The following is a 26,390-nucleotide window of genomic DNA, read 5'->3' on the forward strand; positions in this document are numbered from 1 at the left end:
CTGCCATCCAGCGCGCCGCCGATCCGCAGGTCGGCATCCGCGTGGATCAGCGCATGGTCGCGGTTGACCAACGACGCCACCCCCAGGTCCAGGTCGGCACGCGAGGCGATGACCGCCCCACCGCTGCCAACCCCATCCGCGCCGTTGACCAGCGCGCCCGCCTGGATCGACACGGCATCGCCGTAGATGCGGCCGGTATTGTCGACGTGGCCTGCGGTGATGCGGGTCGAGCCGCCGTCGATGAGGCCGGCGTTGGTCAGGCCCTGCGCCACCGCGATGGTGTTCACGCCCCTGGCCAGCAAAGCTCCCGAGGCCTGGTTGTTCAGCGAATCCGCGGTAATGCTTAAGTCGCGGCCAGCACTGACGCGGGCGCGGTTATCCAGGGCCCCGCCGATCACGAGGCTCAGGTCGCGGCCACTGGAGATATCCCCGTCCTGGTCCAGGGACCCCGCGTGTTGCAACCCCAGGTCGCCCCCGGATTGCAGCGATCCGAGTCCTTGCAGCGCTTGCACGATGACAGTCAGGGTCCGGTTCGCGTGCAGCTGGCCGCGGGAGTTCCTGAGCGTGTCGGCGACGATGCGCGAATCGCCCAGGGAGGCGATCTGGCCGCCGGTGTTGTCCAAGTGGGAGGAGGTCAGGCTCAGGGCTTCAACGCCCTGGATATCCCCCGACCGGTTGTCGATGCGGTCCGCCATGAGGGAGACCACCTTGCCGAGCACGCCTGTCGGCGGCCTGGCGGCGTCCGGGATGCTGCGGTTGCCAAGACCGGCGGCGCCTGTGCCGCGGTTGTCGAGGCTGGCCGCGCTCAGGGCCAGCGTGTTGTCGGCCTGGATCAGGCCGCCGCGGTTGTCCAGCGCGCCGGTGGCGGTGATGGCAAGGTCATGGGCGGCGAGCGTGCCCTCGCGGTTGACGAGACGCGCCGCCTCGATGCGCGCATTGCCGGCGGCGGCGATCACCCCTCCGGAGGTGTCCAGCTCGTCATCGACCTTGATCGCGGCGCCGGCCGTTGTGGTCAGTTTGCCGCGCTGGTTGTAGAGATTGGCAGCGGCGATATCCAAAGCGCCGCCCTGAACGACCGCATCACGGCTGTCCACGTCGCCCGGCGTCGACAGGGCGACCTTCCCTATCGCGGACAGCTTGCCGTCCGCCAGATTCAATCCACCCGCGGACAGGCTCAGATCCGTGCCGGCAAGGCTGGTGCCCCCATGAACAATGGCGTCCGCAGTCAGCGTGATGCTGCCCGGCTGGTTGAGCGCGCCATCGGCGCCCACCCCGGCCACGAAACGGCCCGCGTTGGAAAGTGAGCCCGAGGCGGTGGCGATCAGGTCCCCGCCTGCCAGCACCGAGCCGGCGTTGTCCAGCGCGGACCCGGCCCGCAGCTTGGCGTGCGTGTCCGCCGAAGCAATCCCCGCGTTAAGCAGCGCGCCGCCCGCGCTCAGATCCAGTGCCGCGCCGGCCTGCAGGCGGCTGTCCGCCGTGACGGCGAGCTTGTCTGCGGCGCTGACGACAAGGTTGCCCGCCTGCGTGGCGATGATGCCGCCCAGCGTGGCGTCCGTGCCGGCGCGCAAGGTCATGCCTTGTTCGGCGGCAGCCCAGCCGAGCGCGGTCAACGCGCCTGCCGCTTGCGCCGTCAACGTGCCTGCCGCCTGCAGGTGCGAGGCCGCGCCGCCCAGCGCCAGGTCGCCGCGCCGGGCATGCAATGACAGATCGCCCTGCAAGGCGGCCACCGTGCCGTCAACCGTGAGGCTATCGCCCGCAGCCAGCGATTGCGAGCCGCCCGCCAGCAGGCGTCCGGCCGCCCGCAACGCGCCTTGCGCGCTGGCGGTGAGGTTGCCGCCGGCCTGCGCCACCCCACTCGGCCCGACCGTCACGTCGTGGCCCGTCAGCGTCAGATTGGCGTGGGTGGCGGCAAAGCCGTCCACCCGCGCGCGACGTGCAGCGTCCATGCGCAACTCGTCAACCGAGCTCAGGGCGCCAACCACGCTTAAATCGCGCTTGGCACGGGCGGTCAGCGTGCCAGCGGCCTGGACCTGCCCGCCCTGCTTCACGACGAGGTCGCCTTTGGCGTTGAGGGTCGCATTGCCCGCCGCGCGTTCGCCCAGCGCCGCCACGACGCCGCCCAGCAGGATGTCTCCCCTTGCGGCAAGCGCCAGGCCACCGCCCGCGGCAACGACGCCATCGGAATCCACGTCTGCGCCTGCGCGGGCACTCAAGCTGTCCGAGGCCTGCAACCTGCCCCCCGCGCCGACTCGCAGGTTCGCGCCAGCTTCGGCCGTTAGGTCGCCTTCCAGCGCCATGGCGATGCCGTCGAGGTGAATGTCGCGCTGCGCGCCCAGGACGATGGGCGAGCCGGCGGTCGCCGTGCCGGTGATGAAGAGGTCGCGGCCCGCCTGGGCCTGCAAGATGCCGCCCGCCGTGCGGGCAGCCTGGAGAGCTCCGCCCACAGTGCGGGCACCAACCCCGGCACCCGCGGCGGTGCCTGCGGTGCCTGCGGTGCCTGCGATGCGCAAGTCCTGGCCCGCGCCCAGCTGCAGCCGCGAGCTGCCTTGCGCGAGCCCCGCTTCGCCTATGGTCAGGTTCCCTGCCGCGTCCGCGCGCAAGGCGCCGTTGGCGACCGCCTTACCGTTGGCGTGGAGATTGCGCCGCGCGCGCAGGTCCGCGTCGGCCGTGGAGGCGAGGACGCCATCCAGAACCAGATCGCGCCCGGCGTCAGTGCGCACGCCCTGGCCTTGCAATTGGCCACCCGCGTCCAGCCGCAGGTCACCCCCGCTTTTAAGGTCCAGGGGACCAGCATGGGCTAGTGCACTGCCGTCCACGCGCAAGTCGCGCGCGGCAGCGAGCGCGACGGCGCCGCCCGCCTGCGCCGTGCCTTGCAAGGTCAGGTCGCGGCCGCTGTCCAGGCGCAGATTGCCGGCCGCCTGCGCGGCGCCGCGCGGCGCGATGCGCACGTCGCCCGCGGCAGTGACTTGCAGGTCGCCCGTCAGCGCCACCAGATTGCCGCCGATGTTCACGCCCACCCCGGCCTCGGTGCCGATCAGGCGCACGCTGTTGGCGTACATGCCGCCTAGCGCCGCGGTATCCAGGGCGAGCTCGGGCGCCGCGCCTTGGCCAGCCTGGACTGAGACGGCCCCCGATGCGTAGTCGACCCGCGCCGCGCCCGCGCTTATGTTGAGCCGGTCTGCCCAGACATCGGCATTGATTTGCAGCGTGCGCGCCAAGAGGTCTACCTGGCTGAGATTGGCGCCGTTCAAGCCCGCGCCGTCGACGTGGATCTTGCCCGCCGCGATATCGAAGCCGATGCCGCCCTCGGCGCCCACCCGGGGCTTGCCCGTGGTCAGCGTGGCACGGTCCGCGTTCAGGAAGCCGCAGCCGTTGCACGTGATGCCCGCGGGGTTGGCGACGATCACGTTGGCGCGGTTGCCGGCCACTTCCAGCGTGCCCAGCAACTGCGAAGGATTGGGCGCGGTGACCTGGTTGAGAATGGTGCGGGCGTGCTGGTTGCCCAGCATGGGGTTGCCGCCCACCTGGCCGGCCAGCTGCGTCTGGCTGGGCCCGCCGCTGTTGTTGAGCACCGCGCCTGACGGGCCGACGTTGAATTGCGTGTAGCGGTTATTGGAAACACCGCCCGCGGAAGGCGGCGCAATATTGATGACGGGCACGCCGTTGCTGACGCCCACCGAAGGCTTTGCGCCAGACACGTTCCTATCCACCGAAATCGGCAGGGTCTGCGCGAGCACAGGCGAGCAGACTTGCGTGAAGACGACGGACCAGATGATCAGGGAGCGAAGCTTGGAAATCATGCGCAGGAGATGGGAATAAAAGCGCGCGGCACGTGGCGACGGCATCAGAGTTCGAACATCAAGGCCGCCGCGAACACCGTGCTGGCGGTCTTCAGAGATTCGGGCTTTTGCAGCGGCCAGCCGGCAGACAGGTCATAACTGGCGTTGACATACGGCAGGCCGACTCGTCCGCGCAGGCCAGCAACCGCGCCGACCAACGTGCGGCCAGATAGCGACGCCGCCGACGGGCCGCCCACACGTCCCACATCCAGGCCCGCGTACAGCTGCTGGCCCGGCGCGCGCAGCAGCGTCTCCAGGCCAAGCGACAAGTCATTGCGCAAGGTCCAGCCGTCTTCGGAAGCCAGCGTCATCTGTCCGTCAAAGCCTCGCACCGCGTAGCGATTACCGATGGTGAAAAAATCGGAAGGCACGATGGATGTCCTGGCATGCTGGATCTGCCAGTTCGCTTGATAGGTCCAAGGCTGGTCCGCCAGGCGGAACGGCCAATGCAGGCCGGCGCTGGCTATAAGAACGACGCTGCGTCCGTTCCAGTCTGGATCGCCATAGACATAGCCGGGTTTTTCCGACAGGCCCGCCAGCGTGCCGCGCACGCCGCCCCCCGCGTCCAGCATGGCCCGGCCCAGATAGTGGCGGTGCGCCAGGCTGAACGCATAGCCGGTGACGTCGCGCCGCTGCACTTCAATGTCTACGTCATCGAGGGTGCTGGTGGTGCGCTTGCGCAGCAGAGTCAGCGTAGAAGTGCCCTTGTAAGCCGCCCCGCGATAAGGCACCAGTGACACTCCCGCCTGCACCTGCCGGGTGGCGCCGCCATAGAGGATGGGTTCGTCGAAGCCTGCGACGGTCTGCCGATAGGTGGATTTGCTGGCTCCGACGAAGAACGCCCAATAGCCGAAAGGAATGCTGTAGTTCAAGGACGCGGCGCGCGTGTTCGATTGCCCATCCCGCCAGCGCGCATTGCTGTTCCAGGACAACGAAAGCTGGTCGTACAGGAACAAGGGCGAATCCAGGGTCAGCCCGGCATTGACCTGATATTTGCCGATGGCGTCCAGGCCGGCGTTGTCTCCGCCGAGGTATCCATGCCAGCGTTTGCCGGCGCCGGGATGGATGACTATGTCGGAATCGCCCGGCTGCGGGCCCGGCGCAACGTCGATGGACGCATCGGCCTGACTGCCCAGCCGCCGGATGTTCTCCAGCGCCTGGTCCAGGTCGCGCTGGTTCAGGTCGCCGCCCGGTCCGGTGGGCAGGGCCATGCGCCACCAGCCGATGCCGCCTTCGCTCCTGACAGCGGATAAACGTCCTGGCAGGTAGCGCAACGTCAAGCGGCCCTCGGCCAGGGATTGTTCCGGCACGACGATCCGCGCGGTGACGAGGCCGCGGTCGATCAACAAGCCGAGCAAGTGCTCCTGCAGGGCCCGCAATCCGAGGGCGCCCACGCACTGACCTGCCACCGTGGAAGCCACCGCCGCAAGAGGCTCGGCCGGCCGTGGCCCATCCCAGGCTACTTCGCGCAAGGTGAAGCAAGGCGTTTCGGCCGGTAGAGCCAGACCGCTGGTAATGGGCGCGGCGGACGGCAGCACGTCGGGACGCTCGGACGCCCGGGCGCGCTGGGCCTCCAGTTCGTGCTCCTGGCGGCGTTCGATCTCGGCCGCACGCTCGGCCGCCTCGGGTAGCGGCCGAGCGCCGGATACGGCCGGGAAAATGCCCGCCGCCAACATGCCTGCGGCAATGCGCAGGCGCCAATCGTGTTTCATGCCGGTACTGCGCCTGCGGACGAGCGCGGCGCTCCTTGTTATCGCCGTGCCGCTCCGGGTCCAGGAACGGTCACGCGTGCTGCGGATGGGGGTTGATACGAAGCGAATTGCGGATCCCTTCGACGAAACAGAAGGGCCTCCTGTTGTATGCGAGCCCCTACGGCGAATAAATGGGATTGGTCCGAGAAAAGGGTTGCGCCCGACCGCAGTTGCGGTTGCCCACGGGTTATCCCGAATACGGACATATCGACAAATCGTCAATAATTCGCCAACGTTTTGTCGTCGATCCGTCCCTTTCCTGCCTTGCCCATGCCTGTTTCCGTCCGGGACGCCATCGTTTCCTCATCCCACCTGGCCTCGTCGGCGCCCGAGCTTTCCGAAGTGGAATTCGGGCTGATCATTGCGTCGCATGCGTTCAATCGCTGGATGGTGCGCTGCATGGCCTGTGCGGGATTGCCCGAGCTGACCTCGCTGGACATCCTGGTGCTGAACCACGTGTTCCATCGCGGCCGGGGCAAGAAACTGGCGGACATCTGCTTCACGCTCAACGTCGAAGACACCCACTTGGTGAACTATTCGCTGAAGAAGTTGGAGCGCCTGGGCGTGGTGCAAAGCGCCAAGACCGGCAAGGAAGTGATCTACACGGCGACCGACGCCGGCGCGGCGGCGATCCAGCGCTACGCCGAAGTGCGCGAGCAGTGCCTCGTCAAACCCTTCATCGACTCCCCCGCCGCGGACGAGGCCAGCCATCAACTGGCCAACACCCTGCGCGCCCTTTCGGGCCTGTACGACCAGGCAGCCCGCGCCGCCACCTCGCTGTGAGAATCCACGTTGTCTAGCACTACCGCATTCACTTCCGCCCCGCTGCTGTCCGTGCGCGGCGTGTCGGTCGACTTCAATACCGAGAATGGCGTCTTCCGCGCCGTCGACAGCCTGGATTTCGAGGTCCGGCCCGGCCGGACGCTGGCCATCGTCGGTGAATCGGGTTCGGGCAAGTCGGTCACGTCCATGGCCATCATGCGCCTCACCGACTACACCAATGGCCGCATCGCCACCGGGCAGATCCTGTTCCGCGACAGCGCCGACCGCGAGATCGACCTGACCGCGGCTTCCGATGAAGACATGCGCGCCATTCGTGGCAACGACATCGCGATGATCTTCCAGGAGCCGATGACCTCGCTGAACCCGGTGTTCACCATCGGCGACCAGATCGTCGAGGCCATCATGCTGCACCAGCAGCTGTCGCGCTCGGCCGCGCGCCAATCGGCCCGCAAGTTGCTGGAAAAGGTGCGCCTGCCCGACGCCGAGCAGATGCTGGACCGCTACCCGCACCAGTTGTCGGGTGGCATGCGCCAACGCGTGATGATCGCGATGGCGCTGTCGTGCCAACCGCGCCTGCTGATCGCCGACGAGCCGACCACGGCGCTGGACGTCACCATCCAGGCGCAGATCCTGAACACCATCCGCGAGTTGCAGCGCGATTTGGGCACCGCGGTGATCTTCATTACGCATGACATGGGCGTGGTCGCCGAAATGGCCGACGACGTGGTGGTTATGCTGCGCGGCAAGAAGGTCGAGCAAGGCCCAGTGCAGGATATCTTCAACGCGCCCAAGCATCCCTATACCCGCGCGCTGCTGGCCGCAGTGCCGCGCCTGGGCAGCCTGACGGGCCGCGACTTGCCGCTGCGCACACCGCAGACCGTGCTTGAAGGCGACACGCTGCGCGAAGTGGGCGAAACCCGCGAGCAGGACACGGCGCGCTACGACGAGCCCGTGCTGCGCGTGGAAAAGCTGACCACTCGCTTTGACGTGGGCCACAACTTCTTCGGCCGCGTCACGCACCGCGTGCACGCTGTCGAGGAAGTGAGCTTCGACGTCTATCCCGGCGAAACGCTGGCGCTGGTGGGCGAGTCCGGCAGCGGCAAGTCCACCATCGGCAAGACCTTGCAGCAGCTGGTGGCGCCGACCTCGGGCGCCGTGCGCTACAACGGCGAGGACATCTTCACGATGGACAGCGCCGGCCGCCAGCGCCTGCGCCAGGAGATCCAATACATCTTCCAGGATCCCTACGCGTCGCTGGACCCGCGCAAGACGGTGGCCTTCAGCATTGCCGAGCCCATCCGCACGCACGGCCTCTTGACCAGCGAAGACGCCATCGCGCGCCGCATCGGCGAATTGCTGGAGCAGGTCGGCCTGAAGCCGGAACACGCCCAGCGCTATCCGCATGAATTCTCGGGCGGCCAGCGCCAGCGCGTATGCATCGCGCGCGCGCTGGCCAGCAACCCCAAGCTGATCATCGCGGACGAATCCGTGTCGGCGCTGGACGTGTCGATCCAGGCGCAGATCCTGAACCTGCTGATGGACCTGCAAAAGGACCGCGGCCTGTCCTATCTGTTCATCACGCACGATATGGCGGTGGTGGAAAAAGTCAGCCACCGTGTCGCGGTCCTGTACCTCGGCCAGATCGTCGAACTGGGCACTCGCCGCCAGATTTTCGAATCCCCGCAGCACCCCTACACGCGCAAGCTGCTGGCCGCCGTGCCCGTGGCCGAGCCCGGCCGCCATATCGACACCTCGCTGATCGAGGGCGAGATCCCCAGCCCCGTGCGGCGCGTGGGCGACGAACCCGCCATCATTCCCCTGGTTGAATTCGCGCCGGGCCATCAGGTAGCCCGCGCGGCTTGAGCCGCACCCATTTTTCACGTCGGCCCGACCGATTTTCCGTTCCTGGAGTTGAACATGCTCTCCCTACGCAAAACCTACACCGCCACCGCCCTGGCTCTGGCGCTGGGCGGCGCGCTGCCCGCAGTCTTCTCGACCGCCCACGCCGCCGGCACGCTCAATGTCGCCATCAACCAGGATCCGGGCAGCTGGGATCCGATCGACACCTTCGTGACGTTCTGGGGTTCGGTAGGCAGCAACCTGTACGATGGCCTGACCATGCGCGGCGCCGACCTGAAGCTGCAGCCGGGCCTGGCCACCAGCTGGGAATACCTGGACGACAACAAGCGTCTGCGCTTCAAGCTGCGCGAAGGCGTTAAGTTCCATAACGGTGAACCTTTCAACGCCGAGGCCGTGAAATTCACCTTTGAACGCCTGCTGGGCGCCGAAGGCACCAAGGGTCCGCAAAAGGCAAACTACGATTCGATCGGCGAGGTCAAGGTCGTGGACGAATACACGGTCGACTTCATCCTGAAGCAACCGGACCCGGTGCTGCTGACGAAGCTTGCCGGCTATGGCGCCATGATCGTGCCGCCCAAGTACATCAAGGAAAAGGGCGAAGACAACTTCAACACCAACCCGGTCGGCACCGGCCCGTTCAAGTTCGAAAGCTACCAGCCCAAGGTCAATGTGACGCTGGCGCGCAACGACGACTACTGGGGCGGCAAGCCCAAGCTGGATAAGGTGGTCTACCGCTTTATCGGTGAACCCGGCACCCAGGTCGCCGAACTGCAGGCCGGCCGCATCGACATCGCCACGCTGATCCCGCTGGGCCTGATCGAAACCGTGAAGAAGTCCGGCAATGCCGACGTGATTTCCACCGGCGGTCCCGTCGCCTATGCGCTGCGTTACAACACCAAGAGCGGCATTACGCAGAACCGCGACGTGCGGCGCGCGCTGATCATGGCCGTGGACCGCGACGCCATCGTCAAGCAGCTGCTGCTGGGCCAGGCCAAGACTATCGCCAGCTTCCAGGGCCCCCAATCGTTCGGCTACAACCCCGAACAAAAGCCCCTGCCCTTCAACCCGGCTGAAGCCAAGAAGCTGCTGGCCGCGGCTGGCGTCAAGCCGGGCGCCACCGTGCAGATCGACGTGCGCGGCAGCGATTCGAACTTCCGCGAAGTTGCCCAGGCCGTGTCCGGCTACTTGCAAGGCGTGGGCGTGCGCGCCACGATCAAGCCATATGAAACGGGCGTGCTGCTCAACGACATCATCCCGGGCGGCAAGACCGGCGAGATGTGGCAGAACCAGTGGGGCGGCTGGACCTACGACTACGACAACACGGCGTACCTGATGTACCACACTGGCCAGAAGTGGAACCCGTACGACAACGACGCCAAGCTCAATGGCATGCTGGAAGCGCAACGCACGGTCTATGACGTGAAGAAGCGCGAAGCCATGTTGCAGGAGATCGCCGGCTACGTAGCCGAGCAGGCGCTGGAAATGCCGCTCTACAGCCTGAACACCATCGTGGGCGTGAACAAGCGCGTGAAGGACCTGGAAGTCCCGGGCGACATCCGGTTCCGGTTCTTGAACGCCTCTGTAGAGTAAGTAGGTCTCCCCCCCGAAGCGCTACGCGCTTCCCCCCCAGGGGGGCATGCCTACGGACCGGCAAAGCCGGCTCCGTGGCATCCCGCTGGGGCCAGACCGGTTGCTGGTGGTGCGATGGCGCCATGAACGACCGAAAGGGCAGCTTTCGTGTGGTATTGGCGCTGCCTTGACGCATTAACCCCACCGACCGTCCCGGCGCAAGCCGGGGCGGCGACTTATGACCGGATTTCTCATCAAACGCGTGTTGCAGGCCGTCTTCGTGATCGTCGCCGTGACGCTGCTCGTCTCCTATGCCGTGCGCCTGACCGGCGACCCTGCGCTGATGCTCAGCCAGGGATCGGGCAGCGTCACCGAGCAGGACCTGGCCAATATCCGCCAGGCGCTGGGGCTGAACCGTCCCTTCTACGAGCAGTACCTCTCTTATATGCAGGGGCTGCTGCATGGCGATTTCGGCCGCAGCTTCATGGGCGGCACATCCGTCGCCAAGCTGATCGGCGACGCCCTGCCCGCCACGCTGATGCTGGCGTTTACCTCGCTGTTGGCGTCCATCCTGATCTCGCTGCCGCTGGGCATCCAGGCTGCCATCAAGCGGGGCAAGGCCACCGACCAGGCCATCCGCATCCTGTCGCTGGTGGGGCTGTCTTTCCCCAATTTCTGGCTGGCCTTGATGCTGGTGCTGCTGCTGTCCATTACCTTCCCGCTGTTGCCGCCGTCTGGCTGGAGCGGGCCGGCCAGCCTCGTGCTGCCGTCGCTGACGATGGCCATCATCCTCAGCGCCACCAATATCCGCCTGGTGCGCACCACCATGCTGGAGACGCTGTCCGCGCAGTACATCATGGTGGCGCGCAGCAAGGGCCTGAAGGAGCGGGTGGTGCTGTACAAACATGCGCTGCGCAACTGCGCGATTCCGCTCATCACTTACCTGGGTCTGCAATTCGGCGGCCTGATCGGCGGCATCGTCGTTATTGAAATGGTCTTCAACTGGCCCGGCCTGGGCACGCTGGCATTCGATGCCATCTCCGGCCGCGACTACCCGGTCCTGCAAGGCACGGTTACCGTGCTGGCCGCCGTCATCGTCCTGGTCAACCTGATCGTCGACATCGCCTACGGCATCGTCGACCCCCGCATCCGCACGCGCTGAGCCTTATGCAGACTACTACCCCCACCGCCGCCGCTCCCGCAGCGGCCAAACCCCGCAGCCGCTACCGCTCGCTGGAATTCGTGCTGGGCGCGCTGCTGACCGGAACCATGATCTTGCTGGTGCTGACCTCAGGCTGGCTGTTTCCGGACGGCGGCGAAGCCATGGATCTGGCCGCCCGCCTGACTGCGCCCTTTACGTCGGCTGCGCATCCTTTTGGCACCGACCCGCTGGGCCGCGACGTGCTGGCCCGGGTGATCGTCGGCGGCAAGATTTCGCTGACCGTGGGCTTCGCCTCCGTCGTCGGCGGCGCGCTACTGGGCATCATCATGGGCCTGATTGCCGGCTACTACCGCGGCTTCTGGGACATGATCGTCATGCGCTTTGCCGACGTGCAGCTGGCGCTGCCGTTCATCCTGGTGGCCATTACGTTCATCGCCATCCTGGGCGGCGGACTGTTCAACGTCATTTTCTTCATGATCGTGTCGCAGTGGGTGCAGTATGCGCGCCTGGTGCGCGCCCAGGTGCTGGCGCTGCGCGAACGCGAGTTCGTGCTGGCCGCCCGCGCCTTCGGCGTGCGCGACCTCGCCATGATCCGCCACCACATTGTGCCCAACCTGCTGGGACCGCTGGTGATCCTGATGACCCTGAACGTCGCCAACAACATCCTTCTGGAAAGCAGCCTGACCTTCCTGGGCCTGGGCGTGGATCCCATGATCCCCAGCTGGGGAGGTATGCTTGCCGATGGCCGCACCTATATGCAGACGGCCTGGTGGGTCAGCGTCTTTCCGGGCCTGGCCATCATGCTGACGGTGCTGGGCCTGAACCTGCTGGGCGACTGGCTGCGCGACCGCCTGGACCCGACCGGCAAATTGTGAACCCGCGGTGTGAGCCCCCACGCGGCGCTCGTTGCACTCGCTTGCTGCCCCCCAAGGGGGCGGCCCCGCCTTGAGGCGGCTCGGCGGCGGTGTGAGCCCCCGCGCGGCGCTCGTTGCACTCGCTTGCTGCCCCCCAAGGGGCGGCCCCCGCCTTGAGGCGGCTCGGCGGCGGTGTGAGCCCCCACGCGGCGCTCGTTGCACTCGCTTGCTGCCCCCCAAGGGGGCGGCCCCGCCTTGAGGCGGCTCGGCGGCGAGGCGGCTATTCTTGTGCATGGCGTGCGCTGCGCGCCGGCCCGGTTGCCCCACCGGAATTTTGAGGACTGTTGAAGATGTCTTTGCTGGAAAAAACATTCGACCGCACGCTGGACGCCTGGACGCACGCCTACATGGCGCCGGCCTGGCGCGGCGCCGTCGTGGAGGGCTGGCTGTTCGAAGGTGTCGACGCGCGGCGCGCGGCGCAGGAACGCCTTGCACAGGCCGGCGTGACCGCGCGTTTTCGCAGCGCCTACAAGCCGCTGCTGCATTTCTTCCTGGAAGAAGTGGACCGCGAAGGGCTGAGGTCCGTCGCCGTCCGCTACCCGCTGCATGAGCACGCGCAGGCCAAGCGTTTCACGCTCGAAGCCTACCCGCTGATCGCGCTGCTGGACGGCGTAGACGTCACCTTGCTGCCCGGCGCAAGCGACCTGCACTACGACGTCAGCCTGAGCTACGCCGACGGACGCAAGATCGACACCCGCGTCTACGCCCCCAACCAGATCGGATACGCGCAGGACGGCACACCCGAACTCTCTCCCACCGGCTGGCTGCGCGTGCGCGACGCCGAGGGCACGTTGCAGACCGATGCCGCCCAGGCCACGGAGTACCAGCTGGCGTTCCGCGCCATCGTCGATACGGTGCGCAACCATGCCTGGGGCGCGCACGAACCCTACTTCGAACGCCTGGAAATCCGCGTGGACCTGCCGGGCATCGATTTCGCCCTGCCCGTGGACGAGGAAATCGTCAGCACCTTCGAAGCGCTGCACGAAGACATCTATTTCTCGTTGCTGGAACATTTCCAGCAGCACTCCGGCCGTCCGTCAGGCGACCGCGGCCTGCAGCCCGGCCAGATCATTCCCGACATCCGCCGCCACGATGGCGCGGCGCGCGTGCAAATCTCGCTGGAGCCCTTCGCGGCGCTGGCGCCGCTCGCTCCCTCCGCTCTCGGCACGCCGCTGGCCCAGGTCCGCGAACCGCTGTCGGCCGGACAGATCGCCGGCTGCATGGCGGCGTTCGGCGGCGACGCCTTCCAGGCGGTATCGCGCCAGGGCCGCCCGGTACTGGGCACCTACCTGCGCGGTCCCGGCCCGGCGGTATTCATCTCGGGCGCCCAACACGCCAACGAAACCTCAGGCATCGTCGGCGCCCTGCGCGCGGCGCAGACGCTGGCGGCCCGCGGCGATGCGCACTTCGCCCTGATCGCCGCCGAGAACCCGGACGGCTATGCGCTTTTCAACCGTCTGCGCGAACACCATCCGCGCCACATGCTGCACGCCTCGCGCTACAGCGCGCTGGGCGACGACATCGCCTACCGCGAACGCGCCCCGTTCTTTGAACGCGATGGCCGCCACCAGGCGCATGCCATCAGCGGCGCGCAGCTGCACATCAACCTGCATGGCTACCCCGCCCACGAATGGACCCGGCCGCTTTCCGGCTACCTGCCGCGCCATTTCGAACTGTGGACCATACCCAAAGGCTTCTTCCTGGTGCTGCGCCATCATCCGGGCTGGGGCGAACGCGCCCGCCGGCTGATCGAAGGCGTAACCGCGAGGTTGGCCCGCGCCGTCCCCGGCCTGGTCGAATTCAATGCCCGGCAGCTTGAACTATTCCACGCCCATGCGCTCGAAACCGGATTCGACGTACTGAACGGCATCCCGGTGCAGGTCAGCGAAAGCGAACGCGAAGATCTGCCCCTGGCGCTTATTTCGGAGTTTCCGGATGAAACCGTCTACGGCGACCGCTTCGTTTTCGCGCATACTGTGCAGATGGAAACCGTCCTGGCGGCGACCGAGCTCTACCGCGCAGGCCTCTAGCGGCAAGAAGCCCGGCGCAGCCAAGGACCGCGCCGGCATCCGACCTGTAAAACCATTAGAAAAATGAATATCCGAGAACGCAACCACGGCGACGATCTGGCCCTGGTGGACATCTGGCTCCGTTCGGTACGCGCCACGCACACATTCCTGACGGAAAAGGAAATCCAGGCCATGTACCCGCAGGTGCTCAACACCTACCTGCCTTCCGTGCGGGTCTGGGTCTGTGAGGACGACGCCGGCGAAGTCGCCGGCTTCATGGGCCTGAACGGCAACAAGGTCGAAATGCTGTTCGTGGACGCAAACAAACGCGGCAAGGGCGCGGGCCGGCGCCTGTTGAACTTCGCGCGTTCGCTGCACGGCACCCTGCTGGTGGACGTCAATGAACAGAATCCCCAGGCCCACGGCTTCTACAAGCACTACGGATTCGAGGACGTGGGCCGCTCGGCGCACGACGATGCGGGCCGGCCCTTTCCCATCATTCACATGAAACTGGCGGGTTGACGCCCTCCCGCCTTAGCCTTTGGACGGCTCCGGATGCCTGGCTCGCCAGGCTTTCAGCGCTTCGCGGTAGTCGTCCATGGCCTCGTTGTAGGTGTCATAGACGCAAGGAATACAGCCGCTGTTGCAACATTCTTCGGGCGCGGGCGCTTCGGGGGGAACGGGCGGCGGGTCGTCGTCGGGGATCTGCTTGGTGCTCATACCCGAATCTTAGCGCCGATGCGCCGAGCCAGCCGCCGTATCCGCATGCGTTCCTGGCCATTCGGCGCGGGTGATTTCGTAGCGCCGTTTCTCGGCGCCGCCTTCACCCGTCCTGCCGATCTGGCGCATGCCGCACTTTTCCAGCACCCGACACGACGCGGCGTTCTGTTCCAGGGCCACGGCAGCGAGCGCGTCCACGGACAGGCGTGTAAAACCCATCGCCAGCAACGCCCGGGAAATTTCGGTGGCATATCCCATGCCCCAGCTCCCGGGCAGGAAGGCGTAAGCCACCTCGATTTCGTCACGCCCCCTGGCCTGGGTGCGTTTCAGGCCGGCGCGTCCCGCCAGCAGGCCGCTAGCGCGCTCGGTCAGCACATACATGCCGAAGCCTTGTTCGGCCCAGTGTTCGATGTTCTGCAATAGATAACGGCGGCTGGCCGATGTGTTCCGTGTGCCGCCCATGGTGGCCATGAGCCGTTCGTCCGCATGCATGGCGGCGATGAACGAAAAATGGGTCTCGTCCATGCGCCGCGCCTGCAGTCGGGCGGTCTGAAAAGCATCGGGGAGTCGCACGGCGGGCATGGCTGGGATAGCAGAAGAAGCAGATGTCAGGGCCGGACATGATACTGGCGGCCCGCGTGCCGGGCCATCGTCCAATGGACGAAGCCCCTCGGCCGAGCCCCGCCAGGCGCCGGCTTCAGCCGCGGCGCAGACCCAGGAAGCTCCAGCTTACGTCGGCACGGTCCAGCATGTCCTCGCGCTCGCTGAGATGATGCGAAGACAGCCCGTGGTCCGCCGCCAGCGCGATCGTTTCCTGCGCCGGCACGTCGAACATGCGGCGCCCGGGCGGCACCGGGCCATGCCGCAGCGACATCAGGATCTGGCCTTGCGGCGCCAACAGCGCTGCCAGGGCCTGCATGCCCTGGCGACGCTCGTCGGCATCCAGATGCATCCATACGGCCGTCAGCATGATCACGTCGAACGCCCGGCCCTGCCGGCGCAGGAGCGCCAGATCCGGCAAGGCATCATCGACCCACTCCAGGTTGGGCAACGCGTGGCGGCGCTGGCCCTCCTGGCGCAATTCCGGCGTCGGTTCAACTGCTACGACCGCGTGTCCCATCCGCGCCAGCGCGGCGGCGTCGCGCCCGGATCCCGCGCCTATGTCGGCAATGCGCGAGGGTGCCGCGGGAATCAGGTGCGCCACATCACGATGCACATCCGCGAACGCGATGCTCTCGTACTGGTCGGCCAGGGCCGCGGCGTTTTCGCCGTAGCCCTGCGTGCCCGATACCGGCGTCACCCCTGGCCCTCCGGGCGCGCGCGATACGCGGCGGGCGGCCAAGTGGCCTTGATGGCGTCGTAGATGCGTTTACCCACGCGGCCGTCCTCGGGCAGATTGCGCTTGACCTGTTCTTCGCGCACGGCATCGCGGGTCTTGCTGCCCGGAATGCCGTCGGCCACGCCCACGTCATGACCCAGGCCGTAGAGCATTTCCTGCAGTTCCTTGATCTGCGCGCGCGACAGGCCCGGATCATCCGTGGGCCAGGCAGCGACGAGGTCCGGGCCACCCTGCAGACGGTTGAGCAGCATCGAGACCGCCAGGCCATAGCGGCGGGATTGGTTGTAATGCAGGATGGCGTCGAAATTGACGGTCGCCAGGAACACGGGGCCGGCCGAGCCCGTGGGCGCAAACAGATAGGCTTGTTCGTCATTGCCCGACGGCAGCTTCAGGGCCGAACCGTTGCCCTGCTTCACGCCGGCCTGGGCCCATTGCGCGATCGTGCGGCGGTCCTGCGAGCCCACGTACTCCGCGTCAGGCGAAGCCGGGATCGCGGCGGCCAGTTCCGCCGGCACGCGCACTTCGATCACTGCGGGCAGGCTATGCGTCCACTTGGCGCGGCGTTTGCGCAGGTGGTTTGCAGTGGAAGCCAGCGCGTCGGGCAAGGAGTTGTACAGATCGATCTTGCCGTTGCCGTCGCCATCGGCGGCCAATTCATAGAACGAGGTCGGGATGAACTGCGTCATGCCGAAGGCGCCGCTCCAGGAGCCGACGAAGTTGTCCGCGGGCACCGTCCCGTCGCGCAGCAGGCGCACCGAGGCGTAGGCGTTCTTTTCCCACAGCGGCTTGTTCTCGGTGCAGGCCCGCGTCAGCCACGCGTCCAGCACATTGGTCTTGCCGACCTGGCGGCCGTAGTTGGTTTCGATGCCGAAGATGGCTACCAGCGTGGCCGGGTCCACCTGGTACTGCTGGCTGATGGTCGACAGCTGCGGACCGTACTTGGCCAGCACGGCGAGGCCGTCGCGCACACGCTCTTCGTCCACGGTCTTGGCGATGTAGTCCCACCAGGCTTCGCGCCCCTCGGGCTGGCCCTTGGCGGACGCAACGGTGGTGGGCAGCAGTTTGGCGTTGGCGGTGTACTTGTCCCAGTCGGCCACGGTCAGGCCGTTGGCCGTGGCGCCCTTGCGCAGCTTGGCGATGCAGGCCTTGGTGTCCAGTTCGGTCGGAATGATGACCGTGGGAGCTACTGTGGCGGTGGCGGCCGGAGCGGCTGCCGCGGCGGGAGCCGCCGTTGCGGCAGGAGCGGCAGTCGCCGCCGGCGCCGCGGCCGGAGCCGGCAAGGTTGCGGGAGCAGGCGCCGAGGCCGGTGCAGGCAAGGTTGCCGGCGCCGGCGCCGCGGAACTGGGAGGCAACGCCTGGCCGGCCCGGCCCTCGACCGGCGCCGCCGGCGTATCGTCGAAGCTGCGCTTGGGCGTCAGGGCCGGCAACGTCTGCACTGGCACCGAGGGCTGGGCGCGCGATCCGGTGGCCGACGCGGGCCCTTGCGCATGAGCGGCCCCGGCTGCGGCGGCACTAAAGGCTGCGCCCAGCAGCAAGCGGGAGAAAGTGTCGATTCGAAGGCGTACGGAACGCTGACGCATGGCAATCCTGAAAAATCGAAGTCAGCCCGGATCGTACCGCGACCAGCGGTCAAAATCGAACGCGCCCCCGGCAGCTCCGCCAGCCTGACCCGCCAAGAGCCGGGCGGCTGAAAGCCGCGCCGCAACGGCACTAGGCGGCCTGCCTCGCCACCGCCGCGTGGCTTGCGGGCGGCGCCCGCAGCACGCGCCGGCACAACAGCATGGCGATCAGGCTGAACAGGGCGAAGCCCGTCGTCTGCCCCGCCAGCACGCCTTCGGGGCCGCCATAGTGCGCCCCCAACCAGACAAAAGGCAGCGTGCCCACGGTGGCGCGCAGCCAGCCTATGACGGTGGAATACGTGGCGTATCCCAAGTTGTTGAATACCGCTATGGCGACAAAATACAGGCTGTTGAGCGCCCAGGCGAAACTTCCGTAGCGGCAGAAAAAAATGATCAGGTCGCGTCCCGGCCCGGTCACCTGGAACACGTCAGGCATCCAGGGGGCCAGGACAGCCAGCACGGCGGCGACGGAAAAGCCATACATCAGGGACCAGCGCGTGGTCAGGCGCGCCGCGTCCTGCACGCGATCCCACTGCCCCGCGCCCAGGTTCTGCCCGAGGATGGGCCCGATCGCGCCTGGCAGCACGAAAAACAAGGCATAGGCCAATTGCAGCACCCGATCCACGACCGTGGCGCCCGCCATCACGCTGGAGCCGAAGCCGGCATATGTGGATACCGTGAAAATCACCGCGGCGGGGGTCGCCAGCGTCGTCAATGCGGCGGGCAAAGCGATACGGCCGATCGCGCCCAAATGCGCGCGCAACGCCGCACCCGCCGGCCAGGCCGCGAGGCGATGCTTGCGAAAGACCAGCCAGGCGCCAAGTGCCACCGTCGCCACGCGGCCGATACCGCCCGCCCACGCCACCCCCTCCATGCCACCGTCCAGCACAAAGATGACCAAGGGGTCCAATACGGCTACCGTAGCCGTGCCCGCCAGCAGCACCCACATGGATTGTCGGCCGTGACCTGCGGCGCGCAGCAGGTTGGACAGCATCATGCCCATGCCCATCACCACGGTGAATGGCGTCGTGATGAGCACATAGGACAACAGATGCGCGCGCACGTCCTCTGCCAGGCCGATGGCTGCGGTGAACGGGCCGATCGCGGCCATGAACAACACGCCGGACGCCAGCGCGGCGGCAGCCATCAGCACCAGCGACGCGCCAGCCAGCGCGCGGGCGCGCGGCACATCCCCCGCCCCGAGTGAGCGGGACACCAGGGCCGCGCCGCCCACGGTCACGCCAATGCAGACGGAGGTGATGGTGAACTGCGTCATCGACCCGAAGCCTACCGCGCCCAGCACGGCCTCATCCTTGAGCGTGCCCAGGTATAGCAGCGACAGGAATTCGACTGCGAACACCGCCAACATGCTGGCCCAGCCCGTCAAGACCATTTCCAGCACGTGCGGGCCCATGGGCCCGGACACGAAGCGGGCGCGAGGATCCGCGGGAGAGGGGGTTCGACCGCTCAAGGCCGCGCCTGATTTGCCAGGGCTTGCTCACGCAGTTGCCGCAAGCGCTGGATCGCGGCTTCGTATCCCTGGGCCGCGGCCGCTTCGTACCAGCGCAGCGCCGCGGCCATGTCCAACTGCTCCAGCACCATGCCCTGCATGTACTGGGCCGCGGCGTCGCCACGCTGCGCCTCCGCCAGCAAGGCTCGCTCGACTTCACGGTCCTTGCGCGGCGACTCGCCATAGATATGCATACCCTCGCCCACCTGCCCCTCGACCAGGCTGCGCAGGGAGGACGGCATGTGGGCGAACTGGTAACGCCAGAACAGCGCGGTGAGCGCCACGCACAGGAGCAAGACGAAGGTCGAAACAAACAAGGCTTTACGAGTCATGAAGCTACCGGATGAAATGCGGCCCAGGCCGCGCGATGAAACCAGGGCCGCCGTCAGCGGCCTGCGGGTGCAAACCAGTACTGGAAAACGTTCGCGTCATTCGAATACCGGGGCAAGAGCCCGATGGTGTCGGACTCCCGCTGCATTCATGGCTGCCCCTGTTATCTTGTCGGCCGCAGGACCGGTTCCGCGCCGCGCTTCCGATGATCAGTCTGGCGCGAACTATATCCGAAACCCGCCGGGGCGCATGCCCGGTGCCGTTGCCAAGCGCGCGGCGGGGGAGAATAATCAGCACCTCCTTTTCCGACCCGCGCCATGACACCGTTCCGAGGCAAGCTCCGCATCCGGCACCTGGAAATCGTGCTGACCGTCGCCGAATTGGGCAATCTGTCCAAGGCGGCTGCGCAGTTGCACAGCACGCAATCCGGATTGTCTCGCGCCATTGCCGAGATCGAGGAACTGGTGGGCGCGCGGCTGTTCGAACGCACGGCCAAGGGCACGACCTGCACACCGCTGGGCGAAACCATGTGCCGCCACGCCCGCCTGCTGCTTACCGACTTCCGCAAGGCTGAAATCGATCTTGCCGCGGTATCGCGCGGCGACGAAGGCAGCCTGACGGTGGGCTGTTTTTCGATGTTTGCGGGATGGCCGGTGGCCGAAGCCGCGCGCGCCTATCGCCAGGCTTACCCGCGCATCACGCTGACCATTGAAATCGGCACACACGAACGGCTGATCGAAGACCTGGATGCAGGCGCGCTGGACGTGCTGATCAGCCGCTTCTCGTCCACCGTCAATCCGCAGATCTACCGCTCCACCACCTTGCTGGAAGATCCCGTGGTGCTGGCCTGCGCCACGCATCATCCACTGGCCAGCCAACCGGGCGCCAAGCTGGCCGACTATGTGGCCTACCCCTGGATTACCGCCCTGCCCGGCAGCCGCATTCGCGGAGAACTGGAAATGTCGCTGCGCCAGGCCGGCCTGGCGATTCCGGATATGATCGGCGCCCTGTCACTGGAATTCGGCCGCGAAATGCTGTTGGACGGCCAGTACCTGTGGATGCTGCCCGGCAGCGTGGCGGCCATCCGGCAGGCCCGTGGCGAACTGGTGGTCCTGCCCGACAGGCCGGTCCTGCGCAAATCTCCGCTGGCTGCCATCTGGCGCCGCGACCGCCCCAGCACGCGGCAGGCGCGCGCCTTCGCCGCCCAACTTCAGCTCGCCATCCAGGCCGACGCCATCGCGCTGACAGCCTGAGCCGGAGCCGCGCGTTGCGCGGTATCCTGGGCAGGCAACATTTTTTGATCGGAGCACCCCATGTACGACTGGCTCAACGCATTGCCCAAGGCGGAATTGCACCTGCACCTGGAAGGCTCGCTCGAACCCGAGCTGCTGTTCCGGCTGGCACAGCGCAATGGCGTGGCGCTGCCATGGCCGGACATCGAATCCCTGCGCGCCGCCTACAACTACGGCAACCTCCAGGAATTCCTGGACCTCTACTACCGGGGCGCGGACGTGTTGCGCACCGAACAGGACTTCTACGACCTGACCTGGGCGTATCTGCTGAAATGCCGCGAACAGAACGTCGTGCACACCGAACCGTTCTTCGATCCGCAGACCCACACCGACCGCGGCGTGCCCTTCGAGGCGGTGCTGTCCGGCATCAGCCAGGCGCTTGAGGACGGCCGCAAGCAGTTGGGCGTAAGCAGCGGGCTGATCCTGAGCTTTCTGCGCCACCTGCCCGAAGAGCAGGCCATGCGCACGCTGGAGGCCGCGCTGCCGCATCGCGACGCATTTATCGCCGTGGGGCTGGACAGCAGCGAAAAGGGGTTTCCCCCGCGTCTTTTTCAGCGCGTGTTCGATCGCGCGCGTGCCGAAGGCCTGCCCGCTGTCGCGCACGCCGGCGAAGAAGGCCCGCCGGAATACATCTGGGAAGCGCTGGATCTTTTGAAGGTGCTGCGTATCGACCACGGGGTGCGCGCCGCCGAAGATCCCGAGCTGATCGCACGCCTCATCGACGAGCAGATCCCTCTTACGGTCTGTCCGCTTTCCAACACCCGTCTGCGCGTGTTCGAGCATATGCGGGACCACAACATTCTTTCCCTGCTGGACGCCGGCGTGAAGGTCACCGTCAATTCCGACGATCCCGCGTACTTTGGTGGCTACGTCAACGAGAACTTCCACGCGTTGTACGACCACCTGGGCATGTCGCGAGCCCAGGCGCAGGCCCTGGCGGACAATAGTCTGGACGCGCGCATCGCCAGGTAGCGGCCGCGCGCCCGCCCGTCAGCCAGCCATGCGTATTGCGCATGGCAATGTTCAAAACCTGCATGCCTGGCTCGGCCCATTCCTCCCTACCATAGTCCGACCTCCGCGGCGCCTGCCGCGGAGGATCACAGACTAGACAACAAGGGGCAGGATATGAGTGAGTTCGTCCAGGCAGCGCTGCCGGCAGGCATGCTGACCGGCGTGCGCGACAGCGGCGTTTGCCGCTATAGCGCCATTCCCTATGCGCAGGCGCCGGTCGGCAAGCTGCGCTTCGCGCCACCGCAGCCCGGCGCCTGGCATGGCAATCTGGACGCCACCCGGCCCGGGCCGGTCGCGCCGCAGCTGCCTTCACGCCTGCGCGGCGCCATGGGTGACTTCCACGCCGCGCAATCCGAGGACTGCCTGCACCTGACCGTATGGACGCCGGCCGCCGACAACAAGCGACGGCCCGTGGTCGTGTGGCTGCACGGCGGCGCCTGGCAAAGCGGCGGTGGCGCGCTGGACTGGTATGACGGCGCCAACCTGGCGCAGCGCGGCGATATGGTGGTGGTCGCGGTCAACTACCGCCTGGCCGCGCTAGGCTGGCTGTACGTGCCCGGCCAGACAGCCAACGCGGGCCTGCTGGACCAGGAGGCGGCCATAGATTGGGTGCTGGACAACGTCCAGGACCTGGGCGGTGATCCGGAGCGGATCACGGTCATGGGGCAATCCGCTGGCGCGTCCTCGATCTGCGCCATGCTTGCGCGCAAGCCGCGCTTTGCCCGCGCCATCCTGCAAAGCGCGGCGCTGGGCCGGGGCTTTCGCAGCGCGGAACAGGCCGACGCGCTGGGACAGGCCTTTCTGCGCGCCGCTGGCGCCGATACGCTGGACGCTGCCCGCGAACTTCCGGTGGCCGCTCTATTGCAGGCACAGCAGGCGCCCGCCGTCGCCGAGGTGCTACGCGCCGAAGGCAGCAGCCGCAGCCAATTCGCGCCGGTGCTGGACGGCCAGATCCTGCCTCGAGATATCGCGCCCGCGCTCAAGCGGGCCGCTTCCCGCGCCGACGTGCTGGTCTGCTACACCCGGGATGAAATGGCCGCCTTTCCCGGCAATGGCACGGACCCGTCCGACCAGCAATTGGGCGAAGCCGTGTTCGGCGCCCCGTCGCGCCAGTGGGCCGATGACGCCGTCGCCCAGGGGCGCCACGCCTGGCTGGCGCGCTTCGACGTGGCCCCCACGCCGCGCTTCGGCGCCTGCCATTGCATCGAGCTGCCGTTCGTCTTCGACACGCTGCCCGCCTTCTCTGGCGCGCCCATGCTTGGCGGCCTGCCGCCGCACCAGGTGCAACAGCTCGCGCTGGCCACGCAGCAGGCGTGGATCGCCTTCATCCGGGGCGACGCGCCTGGTTGGCCCGAGGCTCCGCATATGCAAATCCTGGCATAAACCAAGGGGGACGCTCCATGTTCAAGCAAATCGCGTTCGCGCTTGCCCTGCTGGCGCCGCTGGCGGCCAACGCCGCCTATCCCGACAAACCCGTAAAGATCATCGTGTCCAATCCTCCGGGCGGACCCGTGGACGTCATGTTGCGCGTCCTGGCCAGCAAGCTCGGCGCCGCCTGGGGCCAGCCCGTAGTGGTCGAAAACAAGCCGGGCGCCTCCGGCATCATCAGCACCGGCGCGCTGGTCAAATCGGCGCCGGACGGCTACACGCTGGGCATGGTGGTGGCCTCGTCCGTCACCATCGTGCCCTTCGCAGTGGACAGTCTGCCTTTCGATACGCAGAAGGACTTGAAGCCGATCTCGCTGGTGGCGCGCACGCCGTTCATTTTCATCGTGCCGAAGGACAGCCCGCTGAAGACCTGGGAAGACTTCGTGCGCGAAAGCCGCGCCCGCAATCTGAGCGTCGGGTCGTTCTCCATCGGCACTGCCTTTCACCTTGTCTGGGAACAGACGGCACGCCGCGCCGGTATCAAGGCCTTGTACGTGCCTTCGTCCTCGTCGGGCAAAACGCAGAACGACCTGATCGGCGGCCAGCTCGATGTGGGACTGGACGCGCCGTCGAGTTCCAAAGGCCTGATCGACAGCGGCCGCCTGCGCGCGCTGGCCATCACCAGCCCCGAACGCTTCGGCGGCTTGCCCGATACGCCCACCCTGGAAGAATCCGGCTTGAAAGGTTATGCGCCGCAGCCATGGATCGGCTTGATGGCTCCGGCCGGTATCCCCGATGATCGCGTGGCGCTGATCCAGAAGTCGGTCGCCGACATCCTGAAGGATCCGGCGATGCGGTCGCAGATGGAAACCCTGGGCATGATCCCCATCGGCAGCACGCCCGAAGCGCTCGCGGCGACCATTGAAGCCGACCGCGCGGACATGGGACCGCTTATCAAGGAACTGGGCATCAAGCTGCAATAGCGCGTATCGCAACGGGCCGGCTGGGCCGGGACGCTCAGCCGGCGCTCGCGCCCAACGTGCGCAGGAACATCGCCGACAGGGGGCCGGACAACGCTTCCGCGTCCCGCCTGCCCTGCGCGATGCAGGCGTCCACCGCGCCGTGCATGCCGTGGTACAGCACGATGGCGGTCAGCGCCGTATCGTCCAAGCTCCAGCAGCCGGCGCGCGCGCCGGCCTCCAGGATGGCTTCCAGCTGTTGCAGCACGGCGCTTTTCTCGGTCACGCCGCGGTCGGGATGCTGGGCATCGTGGAACACCACGTCATGCAGTTCATAGCCATCGAAATAGGCTTGCACGCCGGCGCGGGTCCAGGCGCGCAGCCGCGCGACCCCGTCGTTTGCTTCACAGGCGTCGACCTCGCGGTCGATGTGGTCCAGGAACCCTTGCGAGAACTTGGCGCGCAGCGCCGCCAGCATGTCGTTCTTCGATGTGAAGTAGTGATAGAACGTGCCCTTGGCCACGCCCGCGCGCTCGACGATCTCGTTGATGGTGGTGGCTTCGACCCCCTTCTGGATGAAGAGCGCTTCTGCCGCCGCCATCAGTTCATCCAGCCGCACGGCGGCTGGCTTGGTACGGGGCTTGGAAGCGGCGTCCTGGCCAGGCAGGGAAGACGGATCGACAGGAACGGCAGGCATATCGTGCAAGGTCGGTTCAACGGCAAGGCGCCAGTGTAGAGGAGGCGCGGGGCCTCGGACAAAATTTGAGAATCGTTCTTCTTTCCATTGACCGACGGTCGGTCGATGAATAGAATACCTCTTCCCTCGACTCCGCGCCCCGCCATGCATCCCGCACGCCGCCGCGCCCTGGTTCTTGCCGTCAACCTGGGCAGCTTCATCACCATTCTGGACATCAGCATCGTCAACGTGGCTTTGCCCACCATGCAGGCCGCCCTGCGCATCGACATGGCCGGGCTGCAGTGGGTCGTGGACGCTTACGCCCTGTTCCTGTCGGCCTTCATGCTTTCGGCCGGACCGCTGGGCGACCGTTACGGTCGCAAGCGTTCATGGCTGGCCGGCGTGCTGCTATTTACCGCGGGTTCCGCCCTATGCGGCCTGGCCGACAACTTGACGGCGCTACTGATCGGCCGCGCCGTGCAGGGCGTGGCCGGAGCCCTGCTGGTGCCCGGCGCGCTGTCGCTGCTGACCCAGGCTTTTCCCGACCCCAAGGAACGCGCCCAGGCCATCGGCATATGGGCTTCCTGCAATGCCATTTCGCTCATTGTCGGCCCCATGCTGGGCGGCGTGCTGGTCGCCCACTTCAGCTGGCAGAGCATCTTCCTGATCAACCTGCCGGTGGGCGCGCTGGCCATCGCGCTGGGTGCCTGGAGCATCACGGAAAGCGCCCATCCTGAACACGCGGCTTTCGATCCCGCAGGCCAGGCGCTCAGCGTGCTGTGGCTGGGCGCGCTGACTTATGGTTTGATCGCGGCGGGCGAACATGGCTGGGCAGCGCCCGAGGCCATCGCCGCGCTCGCCATCGCGGTGGTCGGGCTGCTTGCCTTCCTGGGGGTCGAACACCGCGCGGCGCGGCCCATCCTGCCCCTGGGCCTGTTCCGCGACGCCGGCTTCGCCATCACGAATTTCGCGTCCTTCGTGCTGGGCTTTTCCGCCTACAGCAGCCTGTTCTTTTTTTCGATCTATCTGCAGCACGTGCGGGGGCTGTCGCCGCTCGCCACCGGCTGGCAGCTGGCGCCGCAGTTTGCGGCCGCAGGGCTCGTATCGCTGGTGTTTGGGCGGCTCAATCTGCGCTTCGGCCTGCCCCGCTTGATGATCGCCGGCTTTGCATTCATCGGCGCGGCCATGCTGGGCATGACCCGCTTCGACCTTGACACGTCTTATGCGGTGTCCGGCTCCCTATTGGTGTTGTTGGGGCTAGGTACCGGCCTGGCGGTTCCCTCGACCAGCATGGCGGTGATGGCCACCGTGCCGCGCGAGCGCTCCGGCATGGCGTCGGCCACCATGAATGCGCTGCGCCAGACAGGCATGACGATAGGCATCGCGCTGCTGGGCGCGCTGATGAGCGGACGCGCCATTGACGCGCTGGCGGCATCGCTGTCGCGGCTGGGCGAGCCCGATGCGCAGGCTGCGGCGCGCACCGCCATCACCTTGCACGAACTGCCAGCCCATCCCGTCAATGCGGGCGAGCTGACCGCCGCCGCGCTGGCCGGCGGCTTCCATGCCGCGATGCTTGCAGCAGGCACTGCATCGCTGCTCGCCGCGCTGTTGCTGATGTTTCTCGCCCGTCACGCCAAACGCTTCCTGCGCCCGGCATGAGCCTCTGATTCCGGCTCGCG

At 66.9% G+C, this 26,390-nt stretch carries 21 protein-coding genes; 12 read left to right on the forward strand and 9 right to left on the reverse strand.

Annotated features, from left to right (window positions below):
- Together CEY08_RS15090 and CEY08_RS15095 are read right to left on the reverse strand one after the other, a co-directional pair.
- Window positions 1-3,800, reverse strand: a 3,800-nt coding sequence (locus CEY08_RS15090; RefSeq protein WP_170946328.1) for a two-partner secretion domain-containing protein, incomplete at its 3' end; no start/stop codon positions are given.
- 44 nt (window positions 3,801-3,844) lie between these two features.
- Complete coding sequence (locus tag CEY08_RS15095; protein ID WP_088607725.1) at window positions 3,845-5,551, reverse strand: ShlB/FhaC/HecB family hemolysin secretion/activation protein; 1,707 nt, start codon at window positions 5,549-5,551, stop codon at window positions 3,845-3,847.
- A 309-nt stretch (window positions 5,552-5,860) separates the two neighbouring features.
- On the opposite strand from CEY08_RS15095, the gene CEY08_RS15100 reads away from it, so the two are divergent.
- From CEY08_RS15100 to CEY08_RS15130, 7 genes are all read left to right on the forward strand, one after another.
- Complete coding sequence (locus CEY08_RS15100; RefSeq protein ID WP_013394892.1) at window positions 5,861-6,373, forward strand: winged helix DNA-binding protein; 513 nt, start codon at window positions 5,861-5,863, stop codon at window positions 6,371-6,373.
- Window positions 6,374-6,382: 9 nt separating this feature from the next.
- Complete coding sequence (locus tag CEY08_RS15105; protein ID WP_076814485.1) at window positions 6,383-8,236, forward strand: ABC transporter ATP-binding protein; 1,854 nt, start codon at window positions 6,383-6,385, stop codon at window positions 8,234-8,236.
- 54 nt (window positions 8,237-8,290) lie between these two features.
- Window positions 8,291-9,823 carry an ABC transporter substrate-binding protein gene (locus CEY08_RS15110; protein ID WP_063960525.1) on the forward strand — a complete coding sequence of 511 codons (1,533 nt, stop codon included), beginning with the start codon at window positions 8,291-8,293 and terminating at the stop codon, window positions 9,821-9,823.
- A gap of 217 nt (window positions 9,824-10,040) precedes the next feature.
- Window positions 10,041-10,964, forward strand: coding sequence for an ABC transporter permease (locus tag CEY08_RS15115; protein WP_063641270.1), 924 nt, complete (start codon window positions 10,041-10,043; stop codon window positions 10,962-10,964).
- A 5-nt stretch (window positions 10,965-10,969) separates the two neighbouring features.
- Complete coding sequence (locus tag CEY08_RS15120; RefSeq protein WP_042794268.1) at window positions 10,970-11,839, forward strand: ABC transporter permease; 870 nt, start codon at window positions 10,970-10,972, stop codon at window positions 11,837-11,839.
- Between the two features lie 329 nt (window positions 11,840-12,168).
- The gene (locus tag CEY08_RS15125; protein WP_063960523.1) at window positions 12,169-13,908 is read left to right on the forward strand and encodes a M14 family metallopeptidase; all 1,740 of its coding nucleotides are present in this window, start codon (window positions 12,169-12,171) and stop codon (window positions 13,906-13,908) included.
- 63 nt (window positions 13,909-13,971) lie between these two features.
- The gene (locus CEY08_RS15130; RefSeq protein WP_042794269.1) at window positions 13,972-14,409 is read left to right on the forward strand and encodes an acetyltransferase; all 438 of its coding nucleotides are present in this window, start codon (window positions 13,972-13,974) and stop codon (window positions 14,407-14,409) included.
- A 12-nt stretch (window positions 14,410-14,421) separates the two neighbouring features.
- Here the strand turns inward: CEY08_RS15130 and CEY08_RS15135 are convergent, their stop codons facing one another.
- The 6 genes from CEY08_RS15135 to CEY08_RS15160 form a co-directional block, all read right to left on the reverse strand.
- Entirely contained in the window at window positions 14,422-14,607 is a 186-nt protein-coding gene (locus CEY08_RS15135; RefSeq protein ID WP_063641267.1) for an oxidoreductase-like domain-containing protein, read from the reverse strand.
- Window positions 14,608-14,616: 9 nt separating this feature from the next.
- Window positions 14,617-15,189: a GNAT family N-acetyltransferase gene (locus CEY08_RS15140; protein ID WP_063960522.1), complete on the reverse strand. Its 573-nt coding sequence runs from the start codon at window positions 15,187-15,189 to the stop codon at window positions 14,617-14,619.
- Window positions 15,190-15,304: 115 nt separating this feature from the next.
- Entirely contained in the window at window positions 15,305-15,907 is a 603-nt protein-coding gene (locus CEY08_RS15145; RefSeq protein WP_042794272.1) for a class I SAM-dependent methyltransferase, read from the reverse strand.
- Window positions 15,904-17,526, reverse strand: coding sequence for a lytic murein transglycosylase (locus CEY08_RS15150; RefSeq protein ID WP_042794273.1), 1,623 nt, complete (start codon window positions 17,524-17,526; stop codon window positions 15,904-15,906). Before CEY08_RS15150 ends, CEY08_RS15145 begins: the two co-directional genes overlap by 4 nt.
- 130 nt (window positions 17,527-17,656) lie before the next feature.
- Window positions 17,657-19,036: an MATE family efflux transporter gene (locus tag CEY08_RS15155; protein WP_232033829.1), complete on the reverse strand. Its 1,380-nt coding sequence runs from the start codon at window positions 19,034-19,036 to the stop codon at window positions 17,657-17,659.
- Window positions 19,033-19,407: a hypothetical protein gene (locus tag CEY08_RS15160; RefSeq protein ID WP_042797196.1), complete on the reverse strand. Its 375-nt coding sequence runs from the start codon at window positions 19,405-19,407 to the stop codon at window positions 19,033-19,035. Before CEY08_RS15160 ends, CEY08_RS15155 begins: the two co-directional genes overlap by 4 nt.
- Window positions 19,408-19,722: 315 nt before the next feature.
- On the opposite strand from CEY08_RS15160, the gene CEY08_RS15165 reads away from it, so the two are divergent.
- The 4 genes from CEY08_RS15165 to CEY08_RS15180 all read left to right on the forward strand — a co-directional run bounded on the left by CEY08_RS15165 (window position 19,723) and on the right by CEY08_RS15180 (window position 24,059).
- Window positions 19,723-20,658 (forward strand): LysR family transcriptional regulator, encoded by a 936-nt coding sequence (locus CEY08_RS15165; RefSeq protein WP_063641264.1) that lies wholly within the window; start codon window positions 19,723-19,725, stop codon window positions 20,656-20,658.
- Window positions 20,659-20,718: 60 nt separating this feature from the next.
- A complete protein-coding gene (locus CEY08_RS15170; RefSeq protein ID WP_063960518.1) occupies window positions 20,719-21,669 on the forward strand; it encodes an adenosine deaminase in 951 nt (316 codons plus the stop codon).
- A 153-nt stretch (window positions 21,670-21,822) separates the two neighbouring features.
- Window positions 21,823-23,091: a carboxylesterase/lipase family protein gene (locus CEY08_RS15175; protein WP_076814489.1), complete on the forward strand. Its 1,269-nt coding sequence runs from the start codon at window positions 21,823-21,825 to the stop codon at window positions 23,089-23,091.
- Window positions 23,092-23,108: 17 nt separating this feature from the next.
- A complete protein-coding gene (locus tag CEY08_RS15180; protein ID WP_076814491.1) occupies window positions 23,109-24,059 on the forward strand; it encodes a Bug family tripartite tricarboxylate transporter substrate binding protein in 951 nt (316 codons plus the stop codon).
- 34 nt (window positions 24,060-24,093) lie between these two features.
- Here the strand turns inward: CEY08_RS15180 and CEY08_RS15185 are convergent, their stop codons facing one another.
- Window positions 24,094-24,732 (reverse strand): TetR/AcrR family transcriptional regulator, encoded by a 639-nt coding sequence (locus CEY08_RS15185; RefSeq protein ID WP_076817786.1) that lies wholly within the window; start codon window positions 24,730-24,732, stop codon window positions 24,094-24,096.
- Between the two features lie 144 nt (window positions 24,733-24,876).
- On the opposite strand from CEY08_RS15185, the gene CEY08_RS15190 reads away from it, so the two are divergent.
- A complete protein-coding gene (locus CEY08_RS15190) occupies window positions 24,877-26,370 on the forward strand; it encodes an MFS transporter (protein WP_076814492.1) in 1,494 nt (497 codons plus the stop codon).
- Window positions 26,371-26,390 lie beyond the last annotated feature (20 nt).

Origin of the sequence: Achromobacter insolitus (assembly GCF_002209555.1) — a bacterium.
GTDB lineage: Bacteria > Pseudomonadota > Gammaproteobacteria > Burkholderiales > Burkholderiaceae_B > Achromobacter > Achromobacter insolitus.

Coding starts and splice junctions, on each gene's coding strand:
- CEY08_RS15135 (WP_063641267.1), bottom strand. CDS start 14,607: ATGAGCACCAAGCAGATCCCCGACGACGACCCGCCGCCCGTTCCCCCC.
- CEY08_RS15165 (WP_063641264.1), top strand. CDS start 19,723: ATGACACCGTTCCGAGGCAAGCTCCGCATCCGGCACCTGGAAATCGTG.
- CEY08_RS15100 (WP_013394892.1), top strand. CDS start 5,861: ATGCCTGTTTCCGTCCGGGACGCCATCGTTTCCTCATCCCACCTGGCC.
- CEY08_RS15120 (WP_042794268.1), top strand. CDS start 10,970: ATGCAGACTACTACCCCCACCGCCGCCGCTCCCGCAGCGGCCAAACCC.
- CEY08_RS15095 (WP_088607725.1), bottom strand. CDS start 5,551: ATGAAACACGATTGGCGCCTGCGCATTGCCGCAGGCATGTTGGCGGCG.
- CEY08_RS15125 (WP_063960523.1), top strand. CDS start 12,169: ATGTCTTTGCTGGAAAAAACATTCGACCGCACGCTGGACGCCTGGACG.
- CEY08_RS15175 (WP_076814489.1), top strand. CDS start 21,823: ATGAGTGAGTTCGTCCAGGCAGCGCTGCCGGCAGGCATGCTGACCGGC.
- CEY08_RS15140 (WP_063960522.1), bottom strand. CDS start 15,189: ATGCCCGCCGTGCGACTCCCCGATGCTTTTCAGACCGCCCGACTGCAG.
- CEY08_RS15110 (WP_063960525.1), top strand. CDS start 8,291: ATGCTCTCCCTACGCAAAACCTACACCGCCACCGCCCTGGCTCTGGCG.
- CEY08_RS15170 (WP_063960518.1), top strand. CDS start 20,719: ATGTACGACTGGCTCAACGCATTGCCCAAGGCGGAATTGCACCTGCAC.
- CEY08_RS15130 (WP_042794269.1), top strand. CDS start 13,972: ATGAATATCCGAGAACGCAACCACGGCGACGATCTGGCCCTGGTGGAC.
- CEY08_RS15160 (WP_042797196.1), bottom strand. CDS start 19,407: ATGACTCGTAAAGCCTTGTTTGTTTCGACCTTCGTCTTGCTCCTGTGC.
- CEY08_RS15115 (WP_063641270.1), top strand. CDS start 10,041: ATGACCGGATTTCTCATCAAACGCGTGTTGCAGGCCGTCTTCGTGATC.
- CEY08_RS15150 (WP_042794273.1), bottom strand. CDS start 17,526: ATGCGTCAGCGTTCCGTACGCCTTCGAATCGACACTTTCTCCCGCTTG.
- CEY08_RS15190 (WP_076814492.1), top strand. CDS start 24,877: ATGCATCCCGCACGCCGCCGCGCCCTGGTTCTTGCCGTCAACCTGGGC.
- CEY08_RS15180 (WP_076814491.1), top strand. CDS start 23,109: ATGTTCAAGCAAATCGCGTTCGCGCTTGCCCTGCTGGCGCCGCTGGCG.
- CEY08_RS15185 (WP_076817786.1), bottom strand. CDS start 24,732: ATGCCTGCCGTTCCTGTCGATCCGTCTTCCCTGCCTGGCCAGGACGCC.